We start from the raw sequence: 22,517 nt of genomic DNA, 5'->3' as shown, positions 1-22,517 counted from the left end.
ACGGACCTCATCCGAAGCGGCGAAGCTGCGCAGCTTCCTTCTCGAGCAGGTCGGCGACTTCCTGAAGCGTCATGTGCGTCACGCAGAGATGAATCGCACATTCGAGAAAGCGCGTCGACGAGCGCCGCAAATACATGGCTTCCTCGCGAGCGGCCAGTTCCGATAGAGGATCTTTCGATGGGCGTCGACGGTCAGGCATTTGGAGACTCCTTCGATTCGCTTGTTTGAAGAACCGCTTTCACGGCGAGAGAAGCCCGCCGGCGTAGATCAAGGCGCCTATCACGACGGCCATGGCTATGATGGCCAGGCTCAGCCCCAGCCGTTGCCTGGTCGGTGCGGCGGTTTCCGCCGCTGCAAGCGGCCGCATCGCGTCGTTGTACTCGGTAGAGGTATCGGCCGGCCTCCCCGCGGCCTGCCCGGCCCTGGCGTTTCGGACCGCTTCACTGCCGGGCGGCATACCGCCTGCTTCGTCATCGGTCTCGAGCGGCGCCGCCGCGGGGTCGAAGCCGCGCCTCTTGTCGCCCGTCCTTCCATGCTGGATGTCGCCGCGCACCTGCGCAGAATTGCTTGCCGGCTTGGACATGGTCGCTCCTTTCCGCTTCGCGACTCAACCGGCTTTCAGGATATTTGTTCCCTGCTCCTCCGCGGCGTCGGGGCTGACGTGATCGTCGCCTTCCGCTACGGCGATGTGAAGCGTTCCGGACGAAATGTGGCGAGCATCGGATGCTCAACACCCGTTGCGATCTCATAAGCCAGAAGCTCACCAACGATAAGGCCAAGCGTCGCACCGCTGTGGCTGAAGGCGACGTAGTAGCCGGGAATGGCCTTGAGCGCTCCCAACACCGGTTCGCCGTCTCCTGGAATGGGTTTGCCGCCGACGCCGATGGAGGCGATCTCGAGCTTCGGATTGCCCTCCATTACCTTTGACGCCTCGGTTAGGAGCGCATCTACGACGGCCGCATCGATGTCGCGACAACCGTCCTCATGCATCTTCACGCCTTCATCCGCCGCCCAATCGGCATCCAGCGAGAAGGTGCCGCCCGGCGCGGGGCGGACGGCGACACGCGGCGTGTTCAAGACGGCGCGCAAAGGATGGGCAAGCGGCTTCGTTCGCACCAGAAGCGCGACCGGCGTTGCATCGTCGATGGTCTCGCCGGCTTGCTCCACCATCTTCGGCACGGCTGAGCCGGTGGCCAGCAGGACGGCATCCCCCAGGAAGCGATTGCCCGCGGCCGTTTCGGTGCCAACCGCCCTACCGCCTTCGACAACGACCCTTGCCGCACCCTCATCGGTCACGAGCGTGCCGCCGAGCTTGGCAAACTCTTCGATAAGCAGGTTGATCAGGATCGGCAGATCGACCCACCCTTCACCCGGATTGAAGATCGCGCCCTGAGGCGTGATCGCGCGCGCGTTGAGACCCGGCGTCACTGCCGCGACTTCGCCCGGCGCGAGGCGCTTTGCATCATAGCCGAGCGAGACTTCATGGCGATAGGCTGCGTCGATGCCGTTGCTCGAGTCATCGGCATCCCAGGTCAGGCCACCGTCGAAGCGAAGCCAGTCCGCATCGGGGAAGCGCGCCGAGAGCGTGCGGTAGCGATCGATGCCCGCCATGCGCAGCCGGTGATAGGGTTCGGAGCGAATACGCGACGAGTTCAACCAGGAGAGCGAGCGGCCGGAAGCGCCGCCGGCCGGCGGGCCATCGTTCAGGATGGTCACGCGAATGCCCCGCCGGGCAAGCTGCACGCCCGTTGAGACGCCGAAAATGCCGGCGCCGATGATGACCGCCGAAGTGATGATGTTATCCGTCATGGTCAATTGTCTTTCGATCGGTTGGACAGGTCAGGTGATGCGAGGATGGGCCCTCATCGTCGTCTTCTCCCCTTGCCTTCAGAGCACTTCGGCGAGGAAACGCTGAAGGCGTGGGCTCTGCGGATAGTCGAAGATCGCCTCGGGCGTGCCTGCCTCGACGATGCGCCCCTCGTCCATGAAAACGACCTGGTCGGCGACACGTCGGGCAAAGCCCATCTCGTGCGTGACGACGACCATGGTCATGCCGCCTTTACCGAGATCGGCCATGAGGTTGAGCACACCCTTAACGAGCTCGGGGTCCAGCGCGCTCGTCACCTCGTCGAATAGGATGACTTCGGGTTCCATGGCCAGCGCGCGGGCTATCGCGACGCGCTGCTGCTGTCCGCCGGAGAGACCACCGGGGCGATGATGCTGGCGGCTGGCGAGACCGACATCGGCAAGCCGCACCTTTGCGATGCGTTCCGCTTCGGCCCTCGGCAGACCCTTTATCTTCGTCAGCGACAGCATGACGTTTTCGAGAGCCGTGTGATCCGGAAAGAGGTTGAAGTGCTGGAAGACCATACCCACCCGGCGGCGGAGCCGCTCCGGCTTCATTGTGAGAATGCTGTCGCCGTCGAGCAGGATGTCGCCGCACTTCGGCTCCACCAGACGGTTGAGGCAGCGCAGAAGTGTCGACTTACCCGAACCGGAAGGGCCGATAATGCAGGTGACGCTGCCGGGCCTCACCGAGAGGTCGACGCCCTTCAGCACGTCGAGCTCGCCATAGGCCATGCCGAGATCGCGGACTTCCAAACTGCCGCCCTTGAAGGCGATCTGCGAGGCGTGATCGGCGCGATCGAGTTCGCTAACCTCCTCCAGCCCGCTTGTAATGGCCGCCGATTGCTGCTTGCCAAGCCTGAGACGGCTGTCGATGGCGTTGACGAAATGCGTGAGCGGCACCGTGACGAAGAGATAGAAGACGCCCGCGAGAAGGAGCGGCGAGAGATTGCCGGTCACCACGGCCTGATCCTGGCCAACGCGGAAAATCTCGCGTTCGGAAGCCAGCAGGCCGAGGAAATAGACGAGGCTCGAATCTTTCACATTGCCGATGAACTGGTTTACCAGTGCCGGGAGGACCCTACGCACGCCCTGCGGCACGACGATAAGGCGCATGCCCTGGCCGTAGCTCATACTGAGCGCCCGGCACGCCTCCATCTGGCCGCGTTCGACGCTCTGGATGCCTGAACGGAAGATCTCGCCGATATAGGCGCCCGCTATGAGGCTGAGCGCGAGAACGCCGAGAGGATAGGGCGACGGGCCGAACAGTTCGCGGCCGATGCGCGCAAAGCCCTGACCGATCAGCAGGATGGTGACGATGGCCGGCAGACCGCGGAAGATGTCCGTATAGATGCGGGCCGGGATACGCAGCCAGGGCGACCGCGAAATGCCCATGATGGCGAGCACCATGCCGATGACGATGCCGAGTACTGTCGAGGCGGCCGCCAGGATCAACGTGTTTTTCAGACCGACCGTGATCATGGTCGGCAGGACTTCGGCCATCGCGCCCCAATCGAAGAAGCTGCGGCGAAGGTTTTCAAGCCAGTTCATCAGGCGGCCCCCTGAAGGAAAGGCCGGTCCGACCCACGACGATCGGACCGGAAAGCGGGATTTAGGGCTTCGGGAGATAATCGGCTGGCATCGGCGTGCCGGGGAACCATTTTTCGTGCAGGGTCTTCCAGGTTCCATCCTGCATGGCGGCCTGCAAAGCCTTGTTCAGGGCCTCCCGCAGGGCATCGTTGCCCTTGCGGATGACGAAACCGGCCGGCGCGTCGAAGCTCGGAATGTTCACCGCCACTTTCAGGTCCTCATACCGGCCGGCATAGTCTTTTGCCGCCTCGTAATCGAGGAAATGCGCATCGATCGTGCCGTTGTTCAGTCCGGATACGGCAGAGTTATTGTCCGGGAATTTGACGAGATCGGTGCCCGTGAAGTTCTTCTGTGCATAAATTTCCTGGAGGGTGCCTTGCACGACCCCAAGCCGCTTGCCCTTTAAGCCTTCGGCGCCGGTGATATCCGCGTCCGCGGTGAGCACGGAAAGGTAGCCTGCAAGATAGCCGTCGGAAAAGTCGACTGTTTCCTTGCGCTTCTCTGTCGTTCCGATCGCGGCCGCCGCCACGTCGAATCGGCCGTTGGCGACCGAGGGCATGAGGGCCGAGAAATCCTGCCCGGTGAAGATCACCTGTTCCCTCTCGAAGCCGATCCGCTTGGCCACGTCGAGCAGGAGTTCGATGTCGAAGCCGGTGAAATTGCCGTCAGCAGTTGAGAACGCGTATGGCTTGGCATCACCCATCGTACCGACGCTGATGGTTGTGGGGTCGATCAGACCAAAGGGATTGTCCTGAGCGGCGGCCGGTGCCAGGGCACCTGCCGCAAGGCCAAAGACTATTGCAGCGATGGCCGCGCCCAATCTGGCGAGCGGCACATGCAAGACTTGGAATGAGTTCATCGGTTTTTCTCCTCTGGTGGTGTTTTTGCAATGTTGAAAGGACAAGGCCCTCCCCGGTCGGCCGGATCACCCGCGCGTCCGGTAGCATGCCATCGCATGCCCCTATTAGAAGCTTTTGTTCTTGGAGACCGGTCTCACCCCCGTTGAGACCGGTCTCATTTCTTGTTGCAATTGTTATCTTCGTGTTTGCCAGTCGTCAATATGTCTTGTAAGGCTAGCAATTATGGACCAGAATCCGTCCCGACCCACCTCCGTCACCGTTGCCGACGTCGCGCGTCGGGCCGGCGTCTCGAAGGCGACGGCAGCACGCGTTCTGGGCGGCTACGGAACGGTTAGCGATCGGGTGCGCGAAGCCGTGACCGCCGCCGCCCGTTCGCTCGATTACCGGCCAAACGAGCTTGCCCGAAGCATGACGACGGGCCGATCAGGCACGATCGGCGTCGTGGTCGGCGACATCGAAAACCCGTTCTTCAGCCTGGCCGTGCGGGGCATCACCGACGTCGCCCGGCAAGCGGGCTTTACCGTCATCCTAATAAATTCGGGCGAGGACGTCGTCGCGGAGAAGGCGGCGATCCGTACGCTGCTTGCCAAACGGGTGGACGGCCTGATCGTCTCACCCGCCAAGGAAAGTGAACTTGACCACCTGCAGGAAGTGGCCCGCTCGGGGCGGCCGCTGGCGCTACTCGACCGCGGCAGCGAGGCACTCGACGTCGATACCGTTATCGCCGACGACAGAGACGCTGCCGAGGGCGTCACGCGTAGGCTTCTTGCGCTCGGCCACCGACGCATCGCCTATCTCACCGCCTGCGACACGCCCGATCATCTATTCCGCACGCCGGCCGATATCAATACGGGCTCGGTACGCCGACGTATCGAAGGATTTCTGGCTGTTTGCCGAGAGGCGAGCCTGGCCGAGATGGAAAGGTGGGTGCATGTCGGCGCGTCCTCGCCGGCGCATACGCACCGTATCGCCACCGACATTTTGCGGGCGAGCATGCGTCCGACTGCGATCATAGCCTCCGATAGCTTGATCGGACTCGAGGTCTTCAAGGCAAGCCGCGCGATCGGCCTTGCTATTCCCAGCGACCTGTCGCTCGTCTCGTTTCATGACGCTGACTGGACGTCCGTGACATCGCCGCCTGTCACGGTGGTTAGGCAACCGGTTTACCGATTGGGCGAAAGGGCCGCCCAATTGCTTGTTGAACGCCTCAGCGGGAACGACATGGAAGCCCGCCGGGTCGTTCTGCAAACGGAAATCGTCGAACGCGCCTCGGTCGCTGAAGCGCCGGCGTAATCCTTTCGACGCTTGGCTGGGGAAGTTCCGCTTTCAACGAAGCGCGGAACTCCCCCGGGAGGTTACTCCCGGACCGACTGCTGCAGGCGATCCTTGGCCGCGTCATGCACTTCCAGCGCCGCATCACCGGCCTTGTCGAGGATTTCCTGCCCGGCCTCCATGGCTTGCGCCACGCCGGCATTCGCCCTGGCCGCGAGATTGGACCGCACATCTTCCGCCATTTCGCCTAGTGCCTCGTCCTCGGCCTCGCTGTGGGGCAGCGCCGCCCCGATTGCCGCACCGACGGCAAAGGCGAGCGCTCCGCCGACAAGCGGCTGGTCGCGGAAATGCCTCAAGATAGCGGCGTTGAGCTGCGCGCCCTGTTCTTCGAGTGACCGGCCGGCACCCTGCATGCTGCCGGCGAGAGACCTGCCGGCTCCCGTCACCGAATCGGACATACGGCCCGCTGCGGCGCTCACCTGTCTCCACGTCCGGGACGCCCAGCCGGACGCTTCGTCGAACAGGGCGCCGGTCTCGTCCCTGATATCTTCGATCTGCTTGCCTGCCGCGTCGGTAAAGCCGCGATAGATCTTCCCGGCCGGGTCGACGAAGTGGCCGGCCCGCCGGCCGGCATCGTCCGTCAGGGCGCGGAAGCGGCTGCCGCTTTCATCCGTGAAGTGACTGTAGCGCTCGCCGAAGCTCGCCTCCACCGGCCCCACTCTCCGGACGGAGCCCCTTACGGGTGCAAGCGGGTAATCATCCGCATCGTCATTCCCCTCCCCGTGTCGCGGCGCGCGCGAGGCGGGGTTGGCGATCAGCCAGGCGAGGCTTACCCCCATCAGGGCAACCGGGATCGGGTTTGACTTGAGCGCCACGCCGAGATTGCTCAGATATTCGGATCCGCCGCTCGTTTTTGCATATTCGAGCAGTTCGTCCATTAGTTCTCCCGGCGACATGCGCTCCTGAATTTCGTGGAGCTTTTCCTCGATTCGCTGGCGATCGGCCTCTATTTCGCGCTGCAGTTCGGCAGCGGAGTGGGTGTGTGCGGAATCGTTCATTGCAGTCTCTCCTTCACCACGTTCGCGTCGCGCTGCAGGGAGGCGGCCGTCCGATCGAACTGGATGCTGCTGCCCTTGAGCGCCGAGAGGCCGCGCGAAATCATCACCCAGGCAAGCAAGGCGACAACCACGCCGACGATGGCCGCCGACAACGCATCGGCATTCGCTTCGGTCATGCCCTGAGCCACGAGGAAGGCGCCCAGACCCTGGACGACGGCACTCAGCAGCACGCCGACTGCGCCTATGGCAAAGATCAGCCCGACGAGGAGCGTCTCGAGGCTGCCGACCGCTCGATTGAGGTTCTCGGATGCCTCGGCTTTCGCGAGGTCGATTTCCTTCCGGAAAAGACCGGATATATCCGCCACCAGTCCGGTCATCAGTTCCGTCAGGGGGCGCTCGTCCCGATGATTAGCCATTATAGCGTTCCTTCTCGCTTGATTGACGGGTCCGTCCCGAAGCATCCCGTCCGTCGCGGCGTGGAGGCGAAGCGGTGAGGAACCGACTTGCGGCCAGTCCTGCGATCGCGGCCATGCCGAGGAAGGCGAGTGGCTGCTTTCGGCCGAAATCTTCGACCATTCCGGCGATCTCGCCGAGATTGCGGCCCTCTGCCTTGCGTGCGAAGCCCTGGAGCGACGTGCCGATCTGCTTTGCATAGCGGCCGATGGCCCGTTGATCCGATTGTTCGAGTTCGTTTCCGACCTTCTCGAGTGCGTCAGCAACACCGCTCAACTGGCGTGCTGCCACGTTTTTCTCATCCTCCACGGCGCGGCCGACCGCCGCCTTTGCCTGTTCCGTCTGTTCACTGGCGAACTCTTTGAACTCGTTCATGTCTTCACGCACGGCGTTCTCGAGGCTGCGGTCACCCGCCCCCCCCTGTCCGCGGGTGTCACCGGCTTGCACGCCGCTCACGCGCTCGATGCCTTGCGCGGACGTCAAAGGCCTGCCCAAGGGATCGCCGGACCCGCTTCCGCTTGTGTCATTGGTCATTGTCAATTCCTCCCATGCATAACGGGGATCGTTATCGTCTACGCAATCAAACGAGCCATTTGGAGCCTTGTTCCCTGCAAAGCGCCGCAGGCCTTCCCCTGGCGTGCTTCGCTCGTTCAGGAAGCCTCCCGTTGCAGCCATCTCGCCGCCCGGCGATCAGCGGGGCCGGTTCTCCGGCGACTGTTCGTAAAGTTCCTCGACCTTGCGCTTCTGCGCCTGCTTTTCGGCGCGCGAGAGCGGCCTCTGCTTCAAGATGGCATAGGCGATCGCAGCGCCGAGTATGAAGGCGCCACCGCCGGTGACAAAAAGCCAGAAATAGTTCGTCAACATCGTCGTATCTCCTCAATGCAGCCAACCGTGTCGGCCGCCGAAGGTTCCGGGCGGTCCTGTTTCCGCGGCATGCCCGGGCCCGTGCCGCAGCGCTCATTGCGCCGGAACCGAGTGTCTGCTCGCGGGTTTGACCGACGTCGACGAACCAAGCCAAGGAGGAGATCATGGCCAGGAACAGGAGCTGGAGCCGCGACGTCTACGAGAGCTATCCCGAATCGGACCGGCGCCGGCGCGGCCAAACCTACGAGGACGAGAGGCGCCGCGCCTTGACTGCCGGTCCGCGGCTTACGGACTACGAGAGCTCGGAGTATTTTGCCGGTAACGAGCCGGGCCGCTCCGGCACATATCGCGGCCGCGATGACAGCTGGGAACGGGAACGCGCATACGGTCCAGGTCACTTCGGCGGTGGAGGCTTTTACCGCGACGACGACTATGGCGAGGACTATCCCCGCCTCGGCAGGGGCTACGGGGAGCGCGGCTTTCTCGAACGCGCCAGCGACGAAGTCGCGTCGTGGTTGGGCGACAAGGGCGCCGAGCGTAGACGCGAGATGGACCAGCATCGCGGCAAAGGTCCTAAGGGCTACATCCGTTCGGACACCCGCATCCAGGAAGATGTGAGCGATCGCCTGAGCGACGACGGAATGCTCGACGCCTCCGATATCGCGGTCTCGGTCACCAATGGCGAAGTCCAACTGAGCGGTTTGGTCGATTCCAAATGGGCCAAACGCCGCGCCGAGGACTGCGCCGAGGCCGTCTCCGGCGTGAAGCAAGTCCAGAACAGCCTTCGCATCCGCCCGTCGGGAGGATCACCCGGCTGGAATGCCGGCAACACCGACCGCAACATCGCTTGAGAGGCAGGCATCCAGGGGAACGGCTCTTCCGGGAAAGTGTGCATCGGTCTTCCGTCCAGGAGGGCGCTGGATCAATGGCTAAAGCGGCAGCGACCGGAGGTGGGATCAACGAACAAGGCGCGCCCGACAGTTCATGGCGTGAAAAGTTCCCCATCTGCTCGCATCGAAGACTTCGCAGCCGCCCCGGCGAGCATGTGCACTGCAAGGAACTTTCTTAGGACCATCCGGTTGTAAGAATCGAGAGGCCGCACAACGGCCGATAGGAGCGGTTACCCCCGCGTGACCGACAAAGCTTATGCAAACGGCATTGTTCATCGCGATCCCCGCCCTCCCGCTGGGAGCGGCGCTCGTGCTTCTGTGGTTCGGTCCTCTGTGGCGCCAGCAAGCGAGCCCATGGAACCGCTCGTCCACCTGGTGCCCCGGATCCACCATCCTCGACCGCCAGGCGCCCTGGCGGAGCCTCGATCGGATTTGATGCAGGCGGGCCGGCGAATAAGCGTGGCCATCGTCGGCGTCGTGCGGCGAAGGCCGACGCCTTCGCCGCAGACACATGCCGTTACAAAAGTCCCGCCCGGCCGACACATCGTCAATACACGCGGTCGTTCAAATAACCGCACTGGCATCGAGGACGAGCCTCTGCCAAAGCGGAAAGGATGACCTCTATGAAGAAGACGTCTCGGATCTTGGCGGCCGCGCTGCTGGTCGTTGGAAGCGGATTGGCATTGCAAGCGGCCAATGCGCAACATGCGGGACTTCACCGCACCGATCTCTTGCAGCACGATCTCGGCCAGTCGGGCCGCGAAACGATCCAGGTGCGCGTCGATTTCGATCCCGGTGCCGTCTCCATCAAGCACTCCCATCCGGGCGAAGAGGTGGCCTATGTGCTCGAAGGCTCGTTGGAATATCAGCTCGAGGGGAGAGCGCCGGTCACGCTTCATGCCGGCGATGCCCTGTTCATTCCGGCCGGGGTGGCTCACCTCGCGAAGAATGTCGGAAGCGGCAAGGCATCGGAACTCGCGACATACATCGTCGAAAAAGGCTCCCCGCTTGTCGTTCCGGCCAAGTGAGCGTCCGTCATGGATGCCGAGAACCGCGGCGCGACAACAAACCGGCGGCTCCATGCTCCCGCCGGTCTCAACCGCGTGGACAGAGGCAGACATTTCGCCGCGTGGGAAGGGCCGGATCTCTTCAGCGCCGAGCTGCGTGCCGCTTTCCGGTCCTTGCGTTGACCCCCGCATTACGGCACAGGCATGAGCCGGTGAATACTGCTGTCACGGTATTCTCGTTCTGATAAGAAATGGCGGTCAAAGGGGTGTCTTGCCATGGAGCATATCGATCACATCCTGATCGTCGATGACGATCGGGAAATCCGCGAGCTTGTGTCGGCTTACCTGAAGAAGAACGGTTTGCGGGTGACCGCCGTCGCCGACGGGCGGCAGATGCGGACCTTCCTGGAGGCGAATACGGTCGATCTGATCGTTCTCGATCTGATGATGCCGGGCGACGACGGCCTCGTCTTGAGCCGCGAGCTGCGTGTCGGCAGACACAAGGCGACGCCCATCGTCATGCTGACCGCCCGCTCGGACGAGATGGACCGCATCATCGGGCTGGAAATGGGCGCCGACGACTATATCGCCAAACCGTTCTCGGCGCGCGAACTGCTCGCCCGCATCAAGGCGGTCCTGCGGCGCGCGCGAATGCTGCCGGCGAACCTGCAGGTCTCGGAGGCGGGTCAGCTGTTGCGTTTCGGCCAATGGAGGCTCGACACGACGGCAAGGCATCTCATCGATGCGGACGGTACTGCGATCGCGCTCAGCGGCGCCGAATACCGGCTGCTGCGCGTCTTCGTCGATCACCCCCAGCGCGTTCTCAACCGCGACCAGCTCCTCAACCTCACACAGGGGCGCGAGGCCGAACTCTTCGACAGATCTATTGATCTCCTGGTCAGCCGGGTTCGTCAGCGGCTTGGCGACGATGCCCGGGAGCCGACCTATATCAAGACCGTCCGCAGCGAAGGCTATGTTTTTTCGGTGCCGGTCGAGATCGTGGAGCCCCGCTGATGGCGGCGCGGTCGATTCTCCATGGTATTCACCTGTGGCCGCGCACACTCAGGGCGCGGCTTTTCGTTATCCTTCTCACCGGTTTGGCGGTCGCCCACGCCATGTCCTTTGCGGTTCTGTTCTCGGAACGCTACATCGCCGCCAGGTCGGTGATGTTCAATACGCTCGAAACCGACGTCGCGACGTCGATCGCCATTCTCGACCGGCTGCCCGCGAGCGAACGCGCCGCCTGGCTGGGCCGGCTCGCTCGCGGATCCTACCGCTTCGTCCTGGGGCCGGGCATGCCCGGCAGTCCCGTGCTCAATGAGGCCGACGCCGAGGTCGCCGACAAGGTCCGGGCTGCCATCGGTGCGAAATATTCGATCGAGGTCGAATCCATCCCCGGCGGCGTCCGCCGTCTTCAGGCACATCTTCGCTTGAGCGACGGCGAGCCGCTGACGATCGACGTCACGCCAAGGGGCGTCATGCCGGTTGCCGACTGGCTGCCTTACGTTCTCGTCGCTCAGCTCTCCCTTCTGGTCCTGTGCAGCTGGTTAGCAGTGCGGCAGGCCACCCGCCCGCTCGCGGATCTGGCGAAGGCCGCCGACACGCTCGATCCGAACAGCAAGACGCCGCGCCTCAGCGAGACCGGACCGAGGGAAGTCGCCTATGCGGCGACGGCATTCAATGCGATGCGGGATCGCATCGCGCAGTATCTGGAGGAGCGCGTGCAGATATTGGCCGCGATCTCGCATGACCTGCAAACACCGATCACACGGATGAAACTCCGAGCGGAAATGGCCGAAGCGTCCATCGAGAGAGACAAGCTGATGAGGGATCTGGACGAGGTCGAACGTCTCGTCCGGGAAGGTGTCGCCTATGCACGCAGCGCTCACGGCAAGGACGAAAAGGCTACCCGCATCGATCTCGCCTCGTTCATCGAGAGTTTGGCCTATGATTATCAGGATACCGGCAAGGCCGTCACTTTCGGCAAATTGGCGGACGGCGCAATCGTGACCCGGCCGCATGCCTTGAGACGGATTCTCACCAACCTGATCGACAATGCGCTGAAGTTCGGGGGCAGCGCCGAGATCGAGGTTCAGCGCCGTCCCGAGGGCACAGTGACCATAAACGTCCTCGATCGCGGTCCCGGCATTCCGGAAGACCAGCTCGAAGCGGTTCTGCAGCCCTTCTTCCGCCTGGAGCAATCACGCAGCCGGGATACGGGCGGGACCGGGCTCGGCCTCGCAATCGCCCAACAGCTCGCAACGGTCATCGGCGGCTCCCTGACCTTGCGCAACCGCGACGGCGGCGGCCTTGCCGCGGAGCTTTCCCTGGAGCGTTTCACTGTTTCATCAGAACAGTGAAACGCTCACCTTTAAAACGACGCACTTCCCGGAAGTGCTCCAAGGGCTGCCTGAGGAGCTATCGACCCCGTCTGATCCGCGAGACGGGCAGCTTACCAAAGGAACGGGGCGGTCTCGACCGCCCCGTTACACATGATCGTTTCAGGCTGCAGTGTCTCAGGCTGGCTGCGGCTCGCCGGACTGCTCCCGGACAATGTAATCGGCGTACCAGATGGGCCAGTCCTCGTCCCGGTGTCCGAGCTGCTTTTCGTACTCGCCGTGGGCTGCTTCGGCGCGGCGGAACGCGGCTGCGAGATCGGCGGCCGAACCGAACGCCGTCGCGTCCGCGTCGACGCGGCCGGGCAATCGCGTGGTGACCTCCTGGAAAAGCCAGCCATTGCCGTCCGGATCGCGGAACGAAGCGTAGGAGCGATAGCTGCGGCGCTCGGGATCAGGGCCGTCGACACGATGCGTTCCGAACAGATACGGTTCGTCGCTCCCGGCATTCACGTCGCCCGCATGGAACACCTCGCTGATATCGACGCCGCGGCCGCGCAACTCCTCGCGGGCGGCCTCGATGTCGGAAACGATGAGGTACAATCCCTGCGCAGAACCCGGTTCCGCATCGGTCACATGCCTTCCGAAGATGACCGAGGCACCCGATCCGGGCGGGGTAAACTGTATCACGCGGTAGTCGTCGGCACCGGCAAAGTCGGCGTCGAGCCTCCAGCCGAGGCTCGCGTAGAATTCCTTTGCGCGATCGACATCCGACACGGGTACGACGATAACTTCGAGCTTCATATCGACCGGCCGGGCTCTTTCGCTATTGATTGCGGTGGTCATGTCATTCTCCTCTTGTCTGGGAGGCGCAAGGCGCCATGTGCCTTCTTGGTTGACGATGCGGGACGGAAGCTGCATGCCTCGTCCGACTGTCGAGACACATATGCCGCCCCGCACGTGTATGGGATGTTTCGCAAGGGGCGGAATTTGTAAGCCAATCCGCACGGGACCGCCGGCGGATACAGTTCGATACGAGGACATTGCTCCGCAGGCGAAAGCGATCAGAAACGATCGACGTCGACGACCGCCTGGGCAAAAGCCTGTGGGGCTTCCTGCGGCAGGTTGTGACCGATACCGCCCGAGATCAGCCGGTGTTCGTACTTGCCGGAGAACTTCTTGGCATAGGCCGCGGGCTCCGGATGCGGAGCGCCATTGGCATCGCCTTCCAGGGTGATCGTCGGAACACCTATCACCGGCAGTTCGGCAAGCCGGGCTTCCAGCCCATCATATTTGCGCTCGCCGTCGGCAAGGCCGATCCGCCAGCGGTAATTATTGATGGTAATGTCGACATGATCCGGGTTGTCCAAGGCCTCAGCGCTTCGATTGAAGGTGGCGTCGTCAAAACCCCATTTCGGCGATGCGAGCTGCCAGATGAGCTTCGCGAAGTCCTTCCGGTACTGTTCGTAGCCCGCGCGCCCGCGCTCCGTGGCGAAGTAGAACTGGTACCACCAGGCAAGCTCCGCCTTCGGCGGCAAAGGCTTTCTATTGGTTTCACGGCTGCCGATCAGATAGCCGCTCACCGAAACCAATGCCTTGCAGCGCTCCGGCCAGAGTGCGGCGACGATATTGGCGGTGCGTGCGCCCCAATCGCAGCCGGCGATGACGGCCTTCTCGATGCCGAGCGCATCCATCAGGGCGACGATGTCGGCGGCGATCGCCGCCTGCTGACCGTTGCGCGGTGTGTCGGGGGATAAAAATCGCGTCGTGCCGTAGCCACGCAGATAAGGAACGACCACCCGGTAGCCCGCATTGGCGAGCAGGGGCGCCACATCGACATAGGTGTGGATGTCATAGGGCCAGCCATGCAGCAGGATGACCACGGGGCCATCGCTCGCGCCCGCCTCGGCATACCCGATGTTGAGGACACCCGCGTCGATCTGCCTGATCTTAGCGAAAGATGTATTGGTCCCCGGCGTTGTCGCCGGAATGCGAGCCTCGCTCGTTGATTTTGCGAGGGCGCCGCGTCCAACGCCGAAATGCGCCGCAGCGACGGTCAATGCCGCCATTCCCATGAACCGCCGCCGCCGCAGATTGAATTCCCCTGTCATCGAACTTCTCCGGATAGTGTGAACCACAGCCGTGAAATGCGATGGTGATGTATCTCGAATGTGAGCCCGCCCGACCGCAATTGAAAGCCCGTGTACCGTTTCACGGCCGCCGATACAGTAGGCTACAATTCACGCGCGCCAGACCTCACGGCACCGACGCGCGCTCTCCTCTCTTCTTTCATCCGAATGTAAAAACGAAGGCTTCAACGCCGGGATCGAGAAAGCGTATCTCGAACGTCCGTTCGCGCACTTCTCCCGACTGCCTTACGAGCTGATAGAGGCGCGTCTCGCCCACCGTTCCATTGCCGTCGGAATTGATGTCCGAACCGTGATCCGGGCCCGGTGCTACACCGTCGACTTTCACCTGAAAGCGCACCTTGCCGCCGTTTTTCCCAGGGCCGAGGACAAGGTGCAGATCGCGCGCGCTGAACTTGTAGGTGATTGCGCCCCCGGCCCGATTGAGTGTCGCCTGCTCTGCACCAACCGTCCAGTTGCCGGCGAGACTCCATTGATTGAGCCGAGGCTTGCCGGCGGTATAGTCGCGCGCCGCATCGGCTGCGACACGCTCCGGCGACACGAAGTTCGAAGCGCGCATGTAGCCGACATAATCCTCGCCCGACTGGAGGTGGGCGAGATCGGGCGCGGCTTCTGCACCCGTCGCATCCGGCTGCACGAAACCACTGTCGCTCCGGCTATTCCCTGCCGCTTCCGCGAGCAGCTCCTGTATAACGCGCTCCGACCGCGCATAATCGCCCTCACCGAAGTGATGGTGTCTGATCCGCCCTTCTGCATCGATGAAATAGTGCGCCGGCCAGTAGCTGTTGCCGAAGGCCCGCCAGATCGCGAAATCGTTGTCGATCGCAACGGGATAGCGGATATCGAAATCCGTCACTGCGCTCTTGACGTTGTCGATGCGCTTTTCGAAGGCGAATTCGGGCGCATGCACGCCGATCACCACCAGCCCCTGGTCCCGGTACTTCTCGGCCCAGGCGCGGACATAGGGGATCGTACGGATGCAATTGATGCAGGAGTAGGTCCAGAAATCGACGAGCACGACCTTGCCGCGCAGCTGTTCCACGCTCAAAGGCTTCGAGTTGACCCACTCGACGGCACCGTCCAGCGGCGGGAACATGCCTTCCACCGGCAAGTCGCTTCGGTAGGCCGGTCGCTCGCCGTCGGCGGCCGTTGACGCGCTCGCCCTCTCCTCGACGGGTTCGTCCCGTACACGGTCGAGGAGCGACTGCTCCAGGGCTGCGGTGCTTGCATAGGAGAGGCGCGCAAGCTGCCCCGTATCGAGCCCCAGCGCGATTGCGGCAACGCCGGCAAGGACGGCAATGCCGAGGCCCTGCCGGAGCCGCTCGCCAAGGCCGAGTGAGCGCTTCATCGCCGCAAACACTCTCCCCCCGGCAAGAACGGCCAAGGCGAGCGAAGTCGCCGCGCCGGCAGCATAGGCCGCCAGCAGAAGCGTGGTCTCGACATTCGCACCATGGAGGGCGGCGCCGGTCAGCACCAGGCCCAGAACTGGGCCTGCGCAGGGCGCCCAAAGAAGTCCGGTTGCAACACCGAGAAGGAGAGACGCTCCGACGCTCGGCTGCTGACCGGCCACCCTTTGTGAGAGCCGGCTGCCGAGTGCGACAGCCGGACGAGTGAACAGGGCCGCGGCCCGCGCCGAAAGCAGGGTCACGCCGAAACCGGCGAGCACTGCGATCGCCGCATACCGCCCGGCCACATTCGCGTTCACCGCCCAGTCCCCGCCGAGCGCGGCGAGTGTTGCCACGCCAGAGAATGTGAGAACCATGCCGACGAGCATCGGTAGAACGCTCCTGGCGAAGGGCTGGCCGGCCCGCGAAAACACGAAGGGCAAGACCGGGAGGATGCAGGGGCTGAGGATGGTCAGCACACCTGCAAGATAAGCTATCGTGAAAAGGATCATTTTCGTCCCTCTGCATTGGACCTGCGCCTCTCGCGGCGGCGGTCGCGCTTGACACGCGGAGCATGGGACCAGAGCGAGGTATCCCGATTGTGTCTCGTAACGAGGGGATCTGTATCGAAGTGCAGAAAGCCTCACGGGCCTTCTGCAGCATCAGGCCAGCCGGCAAGGATGACTACTGTAGAAGCTTCAGCAGTTCTCTGGCGGCGGATGTGGACGACGACGGGTTCTGGCCGGTGACCAGCCTGCCGTCCACAACCGTGAAGTCGGCCCAATCCTCAGCCTTCTCGTAGCGCCCGCCGAGGCGCTTCAATTCGTCTTCGACCAGGAAGGGCACGACATCGGTCAGTTGAACGGCCTCCTCTTCGGAATTGGTGAAGCCCGTGACGCGCCTTCCCTTGACGATGGGCTCGCCGCGATGCGTGACCTGCGTCAGGACGGCCGGGCCGTGGCAGACGGCGGCGACCGGCTTGCCCGCGTCGTAGAAGCCTTCGATAAGGGCGATGGAATTCCTGTCGTTGACGAGGTCCCACATCGGACCGTGTCCGCCCGGATAGAACACCGCGTCGTAGTCCTCCTGGTTGACTTCACCGAGCTTCAGAGTATTTGCCAATGCTTCCCTGGCTGCAGGGTCCTCCTTGAAGCGCTCCATCGCTGCAGTCCGGCTGGCTGGCTCATCGCTCTTGGGATCGATCGGCGGCTGGCCGCCCTTGGGCGACGCGATCGTGACCTCCGCCCCGGCGTCCTTGAACACGTAATAGGGCGCAGCAAACTCCTCCAGCCAGAAGCCGGTCGGCTTGCCTGTATTGCCGAGCCGGTCATGCGAAGTCAGAACCATCAGGATCTTCATGGTCATTCTCCTTCGTTGAAGCGCTTCCAAGCGCAGGATCGCGCGGATACGCAGCCTATTCTCGAGCCGTGACCGTATGTTGGCGAGGCTCTCGCAGGTCTGCCGGCCAGTGCAGCCTTGCCACCATCATTTGCGTATTGCCGTCTTCGGGTGAATACTCGCTTTGTGGCAGTCACTGTACCGAGGAACGGCAGAATAATGGACCGCATTGATGCAATGAAAGTTTTCGTCGCCGCGATCGACGAAGGCAGCCTCGCCGGGGCGGCCCGCCGGCTGAAGCGCTCGCCCACAGCGGTGAGTCGCGCCTTGAGCTTCCTCGAAGCGCATGTCGGCGTCGAGCTTCTGCATCGAACCACCCGCACCCTCAAACTGAGTGAAGCAGGCCAACGCTATGCGGCTGCCTGCCGAAGGGTACTAACCGACCTCGAGGAAGCCGACATGCTCGCAGGAGGCGAGCGCTCCGCACCCCGCGGGATGTTGACGATTTCGTCGCCGCCAATCCTCGGGGAGGAAATACTTCGCCCCATCCTGGATGATTTTCTCGATCTCTACCCGACCGTTTCTGTCCGGCTTCTTCTCCTCGATCGCTTCGTCAACCTGGTGGACGAAGGCGTCGACATAGCGCTGCGCATCGGCCAACTGGCAGACTCGTCGCTCATCTCCACCCGGCTTGGCGGCGATGTGCGGCGCGTCGTGGTCGCCTCGCCTCGGTACCTCGCCAATCACCCCCGCATCGAAGAACCGGCCGATCTCGCCAAGCACCAGATACTGGCCTTCACCAATTTCGGTCTGGAATCCTGGAGCTTCACACCGGCGAAAGGCTCATCCCTCCCCAGGACGATCCAGTTTAAGCCCAGGTGCATCGTCAACAGCGTGCGCGCTGCCGCCGCTTCGGCGGCTGCCGGGCGCGGCCTGACGAGGCTTTATTCCTATCACGTCGCGGAATATGTGAAGGACGGGCGCCTGGAGATCGTGCTCTCCGATGCCGAGCATCCGCCCCTGCCGGCGCATTTGCTCGCACCGCAGGGCCGAATGTCGGTCCCCAAGGTCCGCGCCTTTGTCGACTTTGCGGCGCCGCGCCTGCGCTCCGAATTTGCGCGCATGGCAGCGGAGGCGGGCACGCTTACCTGATTATGCCGAAATCCGGTCGAGTGTCTGTCAAGTGCCGGCAATTCTCCCAAAGATCGCACCGATCTAATTTCGATCGCACCAACGCCGAGGGCGGAGGGCGGACGCAGGAGGCGGCCGCTGCGATCGAGAAAGGATCACATCAATGCGTAACGAACAGAAAGTCGCCGTCATCACCGGCGCCTCGCAAGGCATCGGCGCCGGACTGGTTCGCGCCTATCGTGACCGGAACTACCGCGTCGTCGCGACCTCCCGGTCCATCAAGCCGAGCGCCGATCCGGATATCCATACAGTCGCCGGCGACATCAGTCAGCCGGAGACCGCCGACCGGATCGTGCGCGAGGGGATCGAGCGCTTCGGCCGCATCGACTCTCTGGTGAACAATGCCGGCGTTTTCCTCGCCAAGCCGTTCGTCGAAATGACCCAGGAGGATTACGACCACAATCTCGGGGTGAATGTCGCCGGCTTCTTCCACATCACCCAGCGTGCCGCAGCGGAAATGCTGAAGCAGAGTTCGGGCCATATTGTCAGCATCACCACCAGCCTGGTCGATCAGCCGATGGTCGGCATGCCCTCCGCACTCGCGTCGCTCACCAAAGGTGGCCTGAACGCGGTGACCCGATCGCTGGCGATGGAGTTTTCCAGGAGCGGCGTCCGCGTCAACGCGGTCTCCCCAGGAGTAATCAAGACCTCGATGCATCCGGCTGAGACGCATTCGACGCTCGCCGGCCTGCACCCGGTCGGCCGGATGGGCGAAATTCGCGACGTCGTGGATGCCGTCCTCTATCTCGAAAATGCGGGATTCATCACCGGCGAGATCCTTCATGTCGACGGCGGTCAGAACGCGGGACGCTGGTAAACGGCATATCGCCCTGCGACGACACACGAACCAGATCCGCAAAGGAGACTGCAATGCCTATCGTCACCGTACAGGTTACCCGCGAGGGAAGCGCATCCGGCCGCAACTCGGTCACCGCCGAGGAGAAGGCCGCGATCATCAGGGGCGTCAGCGAAGTGCTGCTCGATGTCCTGAACAAACCGCTTGAATCCACCTATGTGGTTATCGAGGAAGTCGATCTCGATAACTGGGGCTGGGGTGGCCTCCCGACGGTGCAATACCGCCGGCAGCGAGCGGAGGCGGCACAATTCTGAAACCGGCTCATCTGCCCCGCCGCTCGTGGCACGCTTCACTTTAGAAGCGTGCCGACACATTTAACGGTCATGCCCGGCCGCGATAATTCATGGCGACGACCGGCGGCGCCGAAAGCTGTTCGACTTCAAGCGTCAGGCGATCGCGAAGCGGAGACCGGGTGCAAACCGGGTCCGTTGCGCTCGCGTCGCCGGCAAGCGCCATCGCCTGGCAGCGGCACCCACCGAAATCCACCTTCTTGCGCTCGCAGCTCCGACAGAGCTCCGGCATCCAGTCCTCGCCGCGATAGGCATTGAACGCATTGCTCTCGTACCAGATGCTGGAAAGTGATTTTTCGCGCACGTTCTCGAAGGAGAGGCTCGGAATGGTTTCCGCGGCATGGCATGGAAGCACCCGCCCCGACGGAGTGACGTTCAAGCCGACCCGGCCCCAGCCGCCCATGCAGGCCTTTGGATACTTCGAATAATAATCGGCGGGCACATAGTCGATCACCAATATGCCTTGATACTTCTCGCGTGCTTCGGCGACGGTTCGCGTAGCGCGCTCGACCTGCTCGCGGGTTGGCATGAGAACCTCTTTGTTGCGCTCGGCCCAGCCGTGGAACTGCACCGTGGCGACTTCGATGCGTCGCGCCTTCAGCCGGATCGCCAGCTCGATCATCTCATCGATCTCGCCCATGTTCTGCCTGTGGCAGACGGCGTTCAGCGTCAGCGGTATAGCGGCATCTGCCGCCCAGCCCGCAACCGCCATTTTCCGTTCATAGCCGCCTTTGTACCCGCCGATCCGATCGGCGCTTTCGGGAGAAACGCCCTGGATGGAAAGTTGAATATGGTCGAGCCCTACCTCGGCGAGACTGTTCATCCTCGCCTCCGTCAGTCCCACGCCCGAGGTGATCAGGTTGGTGTAAAGGCCCAGCGAACTCGCCGCCTGCGTCAATTCGACGAGGTCCCGGCGCGCGGCAGGCTCCCCGCCGGACAGGTGCAGATGCAGAACGCCGAGATCGGCGGCTTGCGCGAAGACGCCTGTCCATTCCTCGGTCGACAGTTCTTCCTTGGCTTGCGTCAGGGCGATCGGGTTGGAGCAATAGGGACAGGCGAGCGGGCAGCGATGCGTCAGTTCGGCCAGCATGGCCATCGGCGGGGGAACACGCGGGATGGCGCGCACAATATCGGCTGGTCGGGCGATGGTATCGCTCATTGGACGATCTCCAGCATGCGGCGGACCGAGAGCTCCTGGACGAAAGTCCTGACATCCTCCGCGATCTCTTCGACCGGGGCGTCGAACTTCTCGGCAAAATCGGCGGCGATCCGGTCAAGGTTTCGTTCGCCATCGAGAGCCTGAACGATGGCGACGGCGATGTCGTCCACGGCCATGGCACGCTCCGGAGCCAGAAGCACCGTCTGGCCGCGGACCGGATCCTCATGCAGCCGGACCCCTCGTGCCAGCTTGACGACGCTCGACCCTGAAATCTCGGGCGCGTCGGCCGTCATTCCGCCGCCTCCCGTGCTCTCGGCTCGCGGATCACCCCCTCCCGGCCGTCCCAGGCACCCGGCGGAATGCGCCCCGGCGTGACATAGGCCGAATAAAGTGCATCGAGCTGGGCCCAAAGAACATCCGTCTTGAAGGTGAGAGCCTGAGCGGCAGCGTCCTGCTTTTCCCGCGTGTCGGCATGGTCGAGGACATAAGCGAGGCCGAACTCGACATCCCGGGGCGCCTCCGCCAGCCTCTGGCGGAAGTAGGCGAGCGCCGCGTCATCGGCGAAGGCGTAGTGCTCCAGCAGCCCGGTAATGCGCTCCGAGTGGATCTTCGGCGCAAAAAGCTCCGTCAGCGAGGAGGCCACCGCCTCGAGGAGCGGCTTCTCACGCACGAAGGAGACATAGGCGTCCACGGCAAACCGGGTCGATGGCAGAACGCCCCTTGCCGAGCCGACATAGGCTGGATCGAGTCCGACGGCCTCGGCCAGACGCAGCCAGCGCCGGATGCCGCCGCCCTCTTCGATGCCACCGTCGTGATCTTCGATGCGGGAGCGCCAGGCCCGGCGCATATCCGGGTCGTCGCAACGCGACAGAAAGGCCGCATCCTTCATGGGGATGCGGCTCTGGTAATAATAGCGGTTGATCACCCAGGCGCGGACCTGCGTCGTCGTGCAACCGCCGCCATGGAGCATCGCATGAAACGGATGCTTGTCATGATAGCGCTCCTTGCCGATCTCCAGCAGGCGGGCATGGAAAGCTTGTCTGTCAGTTGCCGTCGTCACAGCCGGACCTCCATGCCGTCATAGCCGATCTCGAAACCGCGGGCCTCGACGCGCTCGCGCTCGGTGCCGGCCCGCCAGATCGGGTTGGTGTTGTTGATATGGACATAGATCTTTCTGCCGATGTTCAAGAGATCGAGCGCCTCGAGACTGCCGCCCTCCCCGTCGATCGGCATGTGGCCCATGCGACGGCCTGTCTTGCGGCCGGTCCCGGTCAGGATCATCTCGTCATCGGAATAGAGCGTGCCGTCGAAGAAGACGGCATCGGCATCGCGCAGGCGCGCGGCGAGGCTGTCCGTCATCACGGCGCAGCCCGGAACATAATAGACCCGCCTGTCGCCGGCCTTCAGTTCGACACCGACCGTGTGCTCGCCCTCGATGCCCAGATCGGGCTCGCCGTCCTCGAGAAAGAGCGGCACCTTGCCCGGAACGGCGAAGAGCCGTGCATCGAGGCCCGACAGCGGAGAGAACGCCTCATCGATTTCAATGGTTTCTCTTGAAACCAGTTCCGGATCGAGGACCTGGAAGACCGGATTGTCGGCGACGATTCGGCCGACCGCGCCGGTCGAAAACAGGGTGAATGCCTGCTTCTCCCGCAAGACGAGAAGTCCTGCCAGATGGTCGATGTCGCCATTCGTCAGCACCACGCTCTCGATGGGGCTGTGACGAAGGCGGCGCGGCTGAAGCGGCCTATTGTTTTGAACCTGCTGGCGGATGTCGGGGGAGGCGTTGAAGACGGCCCAGCTCTCACCGTCGAGACTCACCGCGAGCGACGACTGCGTTTGCGGTCTGAGGCCGGAGGCCGGATCGCGCGCCATCGCGCAGTTGCGACAGCCGCAATTCCATTGCGGGAGACCGCCGCCGGCGGCGGCCCCCAAGACGATGATGCGAAGATCGGACGTTTTATTCACCGGGATAC

The 22,517-nt window shown here is 63.2% G+C and carries 26 protein-coding genes; 9 read left to right on the top strand and 17 right to left on the bottom strand.

Going from position 1 to position 22,517, the window contains the following annotated elements; genetic code table 11:
- Window positions 1-7 precede the first annotated feature (7 nt).
- From AC5J09_RS11990 to AC5J09_RS11970, 5 genes are all read right to left on the bottom strand, one after another.
- A complete protein-coding gene (locus AC5J09_RS11990; RefSeq protein ID WP_033046178.1) occupies window positions 8-199 on the bottom strand; it encodes a hypothetical protein in 192 nt (63 codons plus the stop codon).
- Window positions 200-238: 39 nt separating this feature from the next.
- Window positions 239-583 carry a hypothetical protein gene (locus AC5J09_RS11985; protein ID WP_324764296.1) on the bottom strand — a complete coding sequence of 115 codons (345 nt, stop codon included), beginning with the start codon at window positions 581-583 and terminating at the stop codon, window positions 239-241.
- A 95-nt stretch (window positions 584-678) separates the two neighbouring features.
- Window positions 679-1,809 (bottom strand): NAD(P)/FAD-dependent oxidoreductase, encoded by a 1,131-nt coding sequence (locus AC5J09_RS11980; protein ID WP_324764297.1) that lies wholly within the window; start codon window positions 1,807-1,809, stop codon window positions 679-681.
- A 78-nt stretch (window positions 1,810-1,887) separates the two neighbouring features.
- Window positions 1,888-3,396, bottom strand: a complete 1,509-nt coding sequence (locus AC5J09_RS11975; RefSeq protein WP_494297652.1) for an amino acid ABC transporter permease/ATP-binding protein — start codon at window positions 3,394-3,396, stop codon at window positions 1,888-1,890.
- Window positions 3,397-3,457: 61 nt separating this feature from the next.
- Window positions 3,458-4,294 (bottom strand): ABC transporter substrate-binding protein, encoded by an 837-nt coding sequence (locus AC5J09_RS11970; RefSeq protein WP_324764298.1) that lies wholly within the window; start codon window positions 4,292-4,294, stop codon window positions 3,458-3,460.
- 223 nt (window positions 4,295-4,517) lie between these two features.
- On the opposite strand from AC5J09_RS11970, the gene AC5J09_RS11965 reads away from it, so the two are divergent.
- Window positions 4,518-5,588, top strand: a complete 1,071-nt coding sequence (locus AC5J09_RS11965) for a LacI family DNA-binding transcriptional regulator (protein ID WP_324764299.1) — start codon at window positions 4,518-4,520, stop codon at window positions 5,586-5,588.
- Between the two features lie 62 nt (window positions 5,589-5,650).
- On the opposite strand, the gene AC5J09_RS11960 is transcribed toward AC5J09_RS11965, so the two are convergent.
- From AC5J09_RS11960 to AC5J09_RS11945, 4 genes are all read right to left on the bottom strand, one after another.
- Window positions 5,651-6,625, bottom strand: coding sequence for a DUF3618 domain-containing protein (locus tag AC5J09_RS11960; protein ID WP_324764300.1), 975 nt, complete (start codon window positions 6,623-6,625; stop codon window positions 5,651-5,653).
- A complete protein-coding gene (locus AC5J09_RS11955) occupies window positions 6,622-7,041 on the bottom strand; it encodes a phage holin family protein (RefSeq protein ID WP_018098028.1) in 420 nt (139 codons plus the stop codon). The genes AC5J09_RS11960 and AC5J09_RS11955 overlap by 4 nt, the downstream gene beginning before the upstream one ends.
- Window positions 7,034-7,612 carry a nutrient deprivation-induced protein gene (locus AC5J09_RS11950; RefSeq protein ID WP_494297651.1) on the bottom strand — a complete coding sequence of 193 codons (579 nt, stop codon included), beginning with the start codon at window positions 7,610-7,612 and terminating at the stop codon, window positions 7,034-7,036. Before AC5J09_RS11950 ends, AC5J09_RS11955 begins: the two co-directional genes overlap by 8 nt.
- Window positions 7,613-7,768: 156 nt before the next feature.
- On the bottom strand, window positions 7,769-7,942 hold the full coding sequence (locus tag AC5J09_RS11945) for a hypothetical protein (RefSeq protein ID WP_324764302.1): 174 nt from the start codon (window positions 7,940-7,942) through the stop codon (window positions 7,769-7,771).
- Window positions 7,943-8,106: 164 nt separating this feature from the next.
- Between AC5J09_RS11945 and AC5J09_RS11940 the strand changes: the two genes are divergently transcribed.
- The 5 genes from AC5J09_RS11940 to AC5J09_RS11920 all read left to right on the top strand — a co-directional run bounded on the left by AC5J09_RS11940 (window position 8,107) and on the right by AC5J09_RS11920 (window position 12,199).
- Window positions 8,107-8,793, top strand: coding sequence for a BON domain-containing protein (locus tag AC5J09_RS11940; protein ID WP_324764303.1), 687 nt, complete (start codon window positions 8,107-8,109; stop codon window positions 8,791-8,793).
- A 295-nt stretch (window positions 8,794-9,088) separates the two neighbouring features.
- Window positions 9,089-9,268, top strand: coding sequence for a hypothetical protein (locus AC5J09_RS11935; protein WP_324764304.1), 180 nt, complete (start codon window positions 9,089-9,091; stop codon window positions 9,266-9,268).
- A 187-nt stretch (window positions 9,269-9,455) separates the two neighbouring features.
- The gene (locus tag AC5J09_RS11930) at window positions 9,456-9,860 is read left to right on the top strand and encodes a cupin domain-containing protein (protein WP_494297650.1); all 405 of its coding nucleotides are present in this window, start codon (window positions 9,456-9,458) and stop codon (window positions 9,858-9,860) included.
- A 255-nt stretch (window positions 9,861-10,115) separates the two neighbouring features.
- Entirely contained in the window at window positions 10,116-10,853 is a 738-nt protein-coding gene (locus tag AC5J09_RS11925; protein WP_100672535.1) for a response regulator, read from the top strand.
- Window positions 10,853-12,199 carry an ATP-binding protein gene (locus AC5J09_RS11920; protein ID WP_494297649.1) on the top strand — a complete coding sequence of 449 codons (1,347 nt, stop codon included), beginning with the start codon at window positions 10,853-10,855 and terminating at the stop codon, window positions 12,197-12,199. The genes AC5J09_RS11925 and AC5J09_RS11920 overlap by 1 nt, the downstream gene beginning before the upstream one ends.
- A 156-nt stretch (window positions 12,200-12,355) precedes the next feature.
- On the opposite strand, the gene AC5J09_RS11915 is transcribed toward AC5J09_RS11920, so the two are convergent.
- The 4 genes from AC5J09_RS11915 to AC5J09_RS11900 form a co-directional block, all read right to left on the bottom strand.
- Window positions 12,356-13,096 (bottom strand): VOC family protein, encoded by a 741-nt coding sequence (locus AC5J09_RS11915; RefSeq protein WP_494297648.1) that lies wholly within the window; start codon window positions 13,094-13,096, stop codon window positions 12,356-12,358.
- A gap of 143 nt (window positions 13,097-13,239) precedes the next feature.
- Window positions 13,240-14,286 carry an alpha/beta fold hydrolase gene (locus AC5J09_RS11910; protein ID WP_494297647.1) on the bottom strand — a complete coding sequence of 349 codons (1,047 nt, stop codon included), beginning with the start codon at window positions 14,284-14,286 and terminating at the stop codon, window positions 13,240-13,242.
- 178 nt (window positions 14,287-14,464) lie between these two features.
- Window positions 14,465-16,219, bottom strand: a complete 1,755-nt coding sequence (locus AC5J09_RS11905; protein ID WP_494297646.1) for a cytochrome c biogenesis protein DipZ — start codon at window positions 16,217-16,219, stop codon at window positions 14,465-14,467.
- Window positions 16,220-16,391: 172 nt separating this feature from the next.
- Entirely contained in the window at window positions 16,392-17,066 is a 675-nt protein-coding gene (locus AC5J09_RS11900; RefSeq protein WP_180980824.1) for a type 1 glutamine amidotransferase domain-containing protein, read from the bottom strand.
- A gap of 198 nt (window positions 17,067-17,264) precedes the next feature.
- On the opposite strand from AC5J09_RS11900, the gene AC5J09_RS11895 reads away from it, so the two are divergent.
- The 3 genes from AC5J09_RS11895 to AC5J09_RS11885 all read left to right on the top strand — a co-directional run bounded on the left by AC5J09_RS11895 (window position 17,265) and on the right by AC5J09_RS11885 (window position 19,346).
- Window positions 17,265-18,197: a LysR family transcriptional regulator gene (locus AC5J09_RS11895; protein ID WP_018098040.1), complete on the top strand. Its 933-nt coding sequence runs from the start codon at window positions 17,265-17,267 to the stop codon at window positions 18,195-18,197.
- A gap of 142 nt (window positions 18,198-18,339) precedes the next feature.
- A complete protein-coding gene (locus AC5J09_RS11890) occupies window positions 18,340-19,053 on the top strand; it encodes an SDR family NAD(P)-dependent oxidoreductase (RefSeq protein ID WP_494297645.1) in 714 nt (237 codons plus the stop codon).
- A gap of 53 nt (window positions 19,054-19,106) precedes the next feature.
- Window positions 19,107-19,346: a tautomerase family protein gene (locus AC5J09_RS11885; protein ID WP_494297644.1), complete on the top strand. Its 240-nt coding sequence runs from the start codon at window positions 19,107-19,109 to the stop codon at window positions 19,344-19,346.
- Window positions 19,347-19,413: 67 nt separating this feature from the next.
- On the opposite strand, the gene pqqE is transcribed toward AC5J09_RS11885, so the two are convergent.
- From pqqE to pqqB, 4 genes are read right to left on the bottom strand one after another with little or no spacing between them, the layout of a single operon-like run.
- Window positions 19,414-20,541, bottom strand: a complete 1,128-nt coding sequence (gene pqqE, locus AC5J09_RS11880; RefSeq protein WP_379940440.1) for a pyrroloquinoline quinone biosynthesis protein PqqE — start codon at window positions 20,539-20,541, stop codon at window positions 19,414-19,416.
- Window positions 20,538-20,834, bottom strand: a complete 297-nt coding sequence (pqqD, locus tag AC5J09_RS11875) for a pyrroloquinoline quinone biosynthesis peptide chaperone PqqD (RefSeq protein ID WP_018098044.1) — start codon at window positions 20,832-20,834, stop codon at window positions 20,538-20,540. Before pqqD ends, pqqE begins: the two co-directional genes overlap by 4 nt.
- Window positions 20,831-21,601, bottom strand: a complete 771-nt coding sequence (gene pqqC, locus AC5J09_RS11870) for a pyrroloquinoline-quinone synthase PqqC (protein ID WP_494297643.1) — start codon at window positions 21,599-21,601, stop codon at window positions 20,831-20,833. Before pqqC ends, pqqD begins: the two co-directional genes overlap by 4 nt.
- The gene (pqqB, locus tag AC5J09_RS11865; RefSeq protein WP_494297642.1) at window positions 21,598-22,509 is read right to left on the bottom strand and encodes a pyrroloquinoline quinone biosynthesis protein PqqB; all 912 of its coding nucleotides are present in this window, start codon (window positions 22,507-22,509) and stop codon (window positions 21,598-21,600) included. Before pqqB ends, pqqC begins: the two co-directional genes overlap by 4 nt.
- Between the last annotated feature and the right edge of the window lie 8 nt (window positions 22,510-22,517).

Source organism: Sinorhizobium sp., assembly GCF_059070375.1.
This window is presented reverse-complemented; position numbering and strand designations above follow the sequence as displayed.

What these genes read in the sequence shown, in the direction of transcription:
- AC5J09_RS11990 (WP_033046178.1), bottom strand. Translation starts at nt 199, where the DNA reads ATGCCTGACCGTCGACGCCCATCGAAAGATCCTCTATCGGAACTGGCC.
- AC5J09_RS11985 (WP_324764296.1), bottom strand. Translation starts at nt 583, where the DNA reads ATGTCCAAGCCGGCAAGCAATTCTGCGCAGGTGCGCGGCGACATCCAG.
- AC5J09_RS11980 (WP_324764297.1), bottom strand. Translation starts at nt 1,809, where the DNA reads ATGACGGATAACATCATCACTTCGGCGGTCATCATCGGCGCCGGCATT.
- AC5J09_RS11975 (WP_494297652.1), bottom strand. Translation starts at nt 3,396, where the DNA reads ATGAACTGGCTTGAAAACCTTCGCCGCAGCTTCTTCGATTGGGGCGCG.
- AC5J09_RS11970 (WP_324764298.1), bottom strand. Translation starts at nt 4,294, where the DNA reads ATGAACTCATTCCAAGTCTTGCATGTGCCGCTCGCCAGATTGGGCGCG.
- AC5J09_RS11965 (WP_324764299.1), top strand. Translation starts at nt 4,518, where the DNA reads ATGGACCAGAATCCGTCCCGACCCACCTCCGTCACCGTTGCCGACGTC.
- AC5J09_RS11960 (WP_324764300.1), bottom strand. Translation starts at nt 6,625, where the DNA reads ATGAACGATTCCGCACACACCCACTCCGCTGCCGAACTGCAGCGCGAA.
- AC5J09_RS11955 (WP_018098028.1), bottom strand. Translation starts at nt 7,041, where the DNA reads ATGGCTAATCATCGGGACGAGCGCCCCCTGACGGAACTGATGACCGGA.
- AC5J09_RS11950 (WP_494297651.1), bottom strand. Translation starts at nt 7,612, where the DNA reads ATGACCAATGACACAAGCGGAAGCGGGTCCGGCGATCCCTTGGGCAGG.
- AC5J09_RS11945 (WP_324764302.1), bottom strand. Translation starts at nt 7,942, where the DNA reads ATGTTGACGAACTATTTCTGGCTTTTTGTCACCGGCGGTGGCGCCTTC.
- AC5J09_RS11940 (WP_324764303.1), top strand. Translation starts at nt 8,107, where the DNA reads ATGGCCAGGAACAGGAGCTGGAGCCGCGACGTCTACGAGAGCTATCCC.
- AC5J09_RS11935 (WP_324764304.1), top strand. Translation starts at nt 9,089, where the DNA reads ATGCAAACGGCATTGTTCATCGCGATCCCCGCCCTCCCGCTGGGAGCG.
- AC5J09_RS11930 (WP_494297650.1), top strand. Translation starts at nt 9,456, where the DNA reads ATGAAGAAGACGTCTCGGATCTTGGCGGCCGCGCTGCTGGTCGTTGGA.
- AC5J09_RS11925 (WP_100672535.1), top strand. Translation starts at nt 10,116, where the DNA reads ATGGAGCATATCGATCACATCCTGATCGTCGATGACGATCGGGAAATC.
- AC5J09_RS11920 (WP_494297649.1), top strand. Translation starts at nt 10,853, where the DNA reads ATGGCGGCGCGGTCGATTCTCCATGGTATTCACCTGTGGCCGCGCACA.
- AC5J09_RS11915 (WP_494297648.1), bottom strand. Translation starts at nt 13,096, where the DNA reads ATGCAGCTTCCGTCCCGCATCGTCAACCAAGAAGGCACATGGCGCCTT.
- AC5J09_RS11910 (WP_494297647.1), bottom strand. Translation starts at nt 14,286, where the DNA reads ATGACAGGGGAATTCAATCTGCGGCGGCGGCGGTTCATGGGAATGGCG.
- AC5J09_RS11905 (WP_494297646.1), bottom strand. Translation starts at nt 16,219, where the DNA reads ATGATCCTTTTCACGATAGCTTATCTTGCAGGTGTGCTGACCATCCTC.
- AC5J09_RS11900 (WP_180980824.1), bottom strand. Translation starts at nt 17,066, where the DNA reads ATGAAGATCCTGATGGTTCTGACTTCGCATGACCGGCTCGGCAATACA.
- AC5J09_RS11895 (WP_018098040.1), top strand. Translation starts at nt 17,265, where the DNA reads ATGGACCGCATTGATGCAATGAAAGTTTTCGTCGCCGCGATCGACGAA.
- AC5J09_RS11890 (WP_494297645.1), top strand. Translation starts at nt 18,340, where the DNA reads ATGCGTAACGAACAGAAAGTCGCCGTCATCACCGGCGCCTCGCAAGGC.
- AC5J09_RS11885 (WP_494297644.1), top strand. Translation starts at nt 19,107, where the DNA reads ATGCCTATCGTCACCGTACAGGTTACCCGCGAGGGAAGCGCATCCGGC.
- pqqE (WP_379940440.1), bottom strand. Translation starts at nt 20,541, where the DNA reads ATGAGCGATACCATCGCCCGACCAGCCGATATTGTGCGCGCCATCCCG.
- pqqD (WP_018098044.1), bottom strand. Translation starts at nt 20,834, where the DNA reads ATGACGGCCGACGCGCCCGAGATTTCAGGGTCGAGCGTCGTCAAGCTG.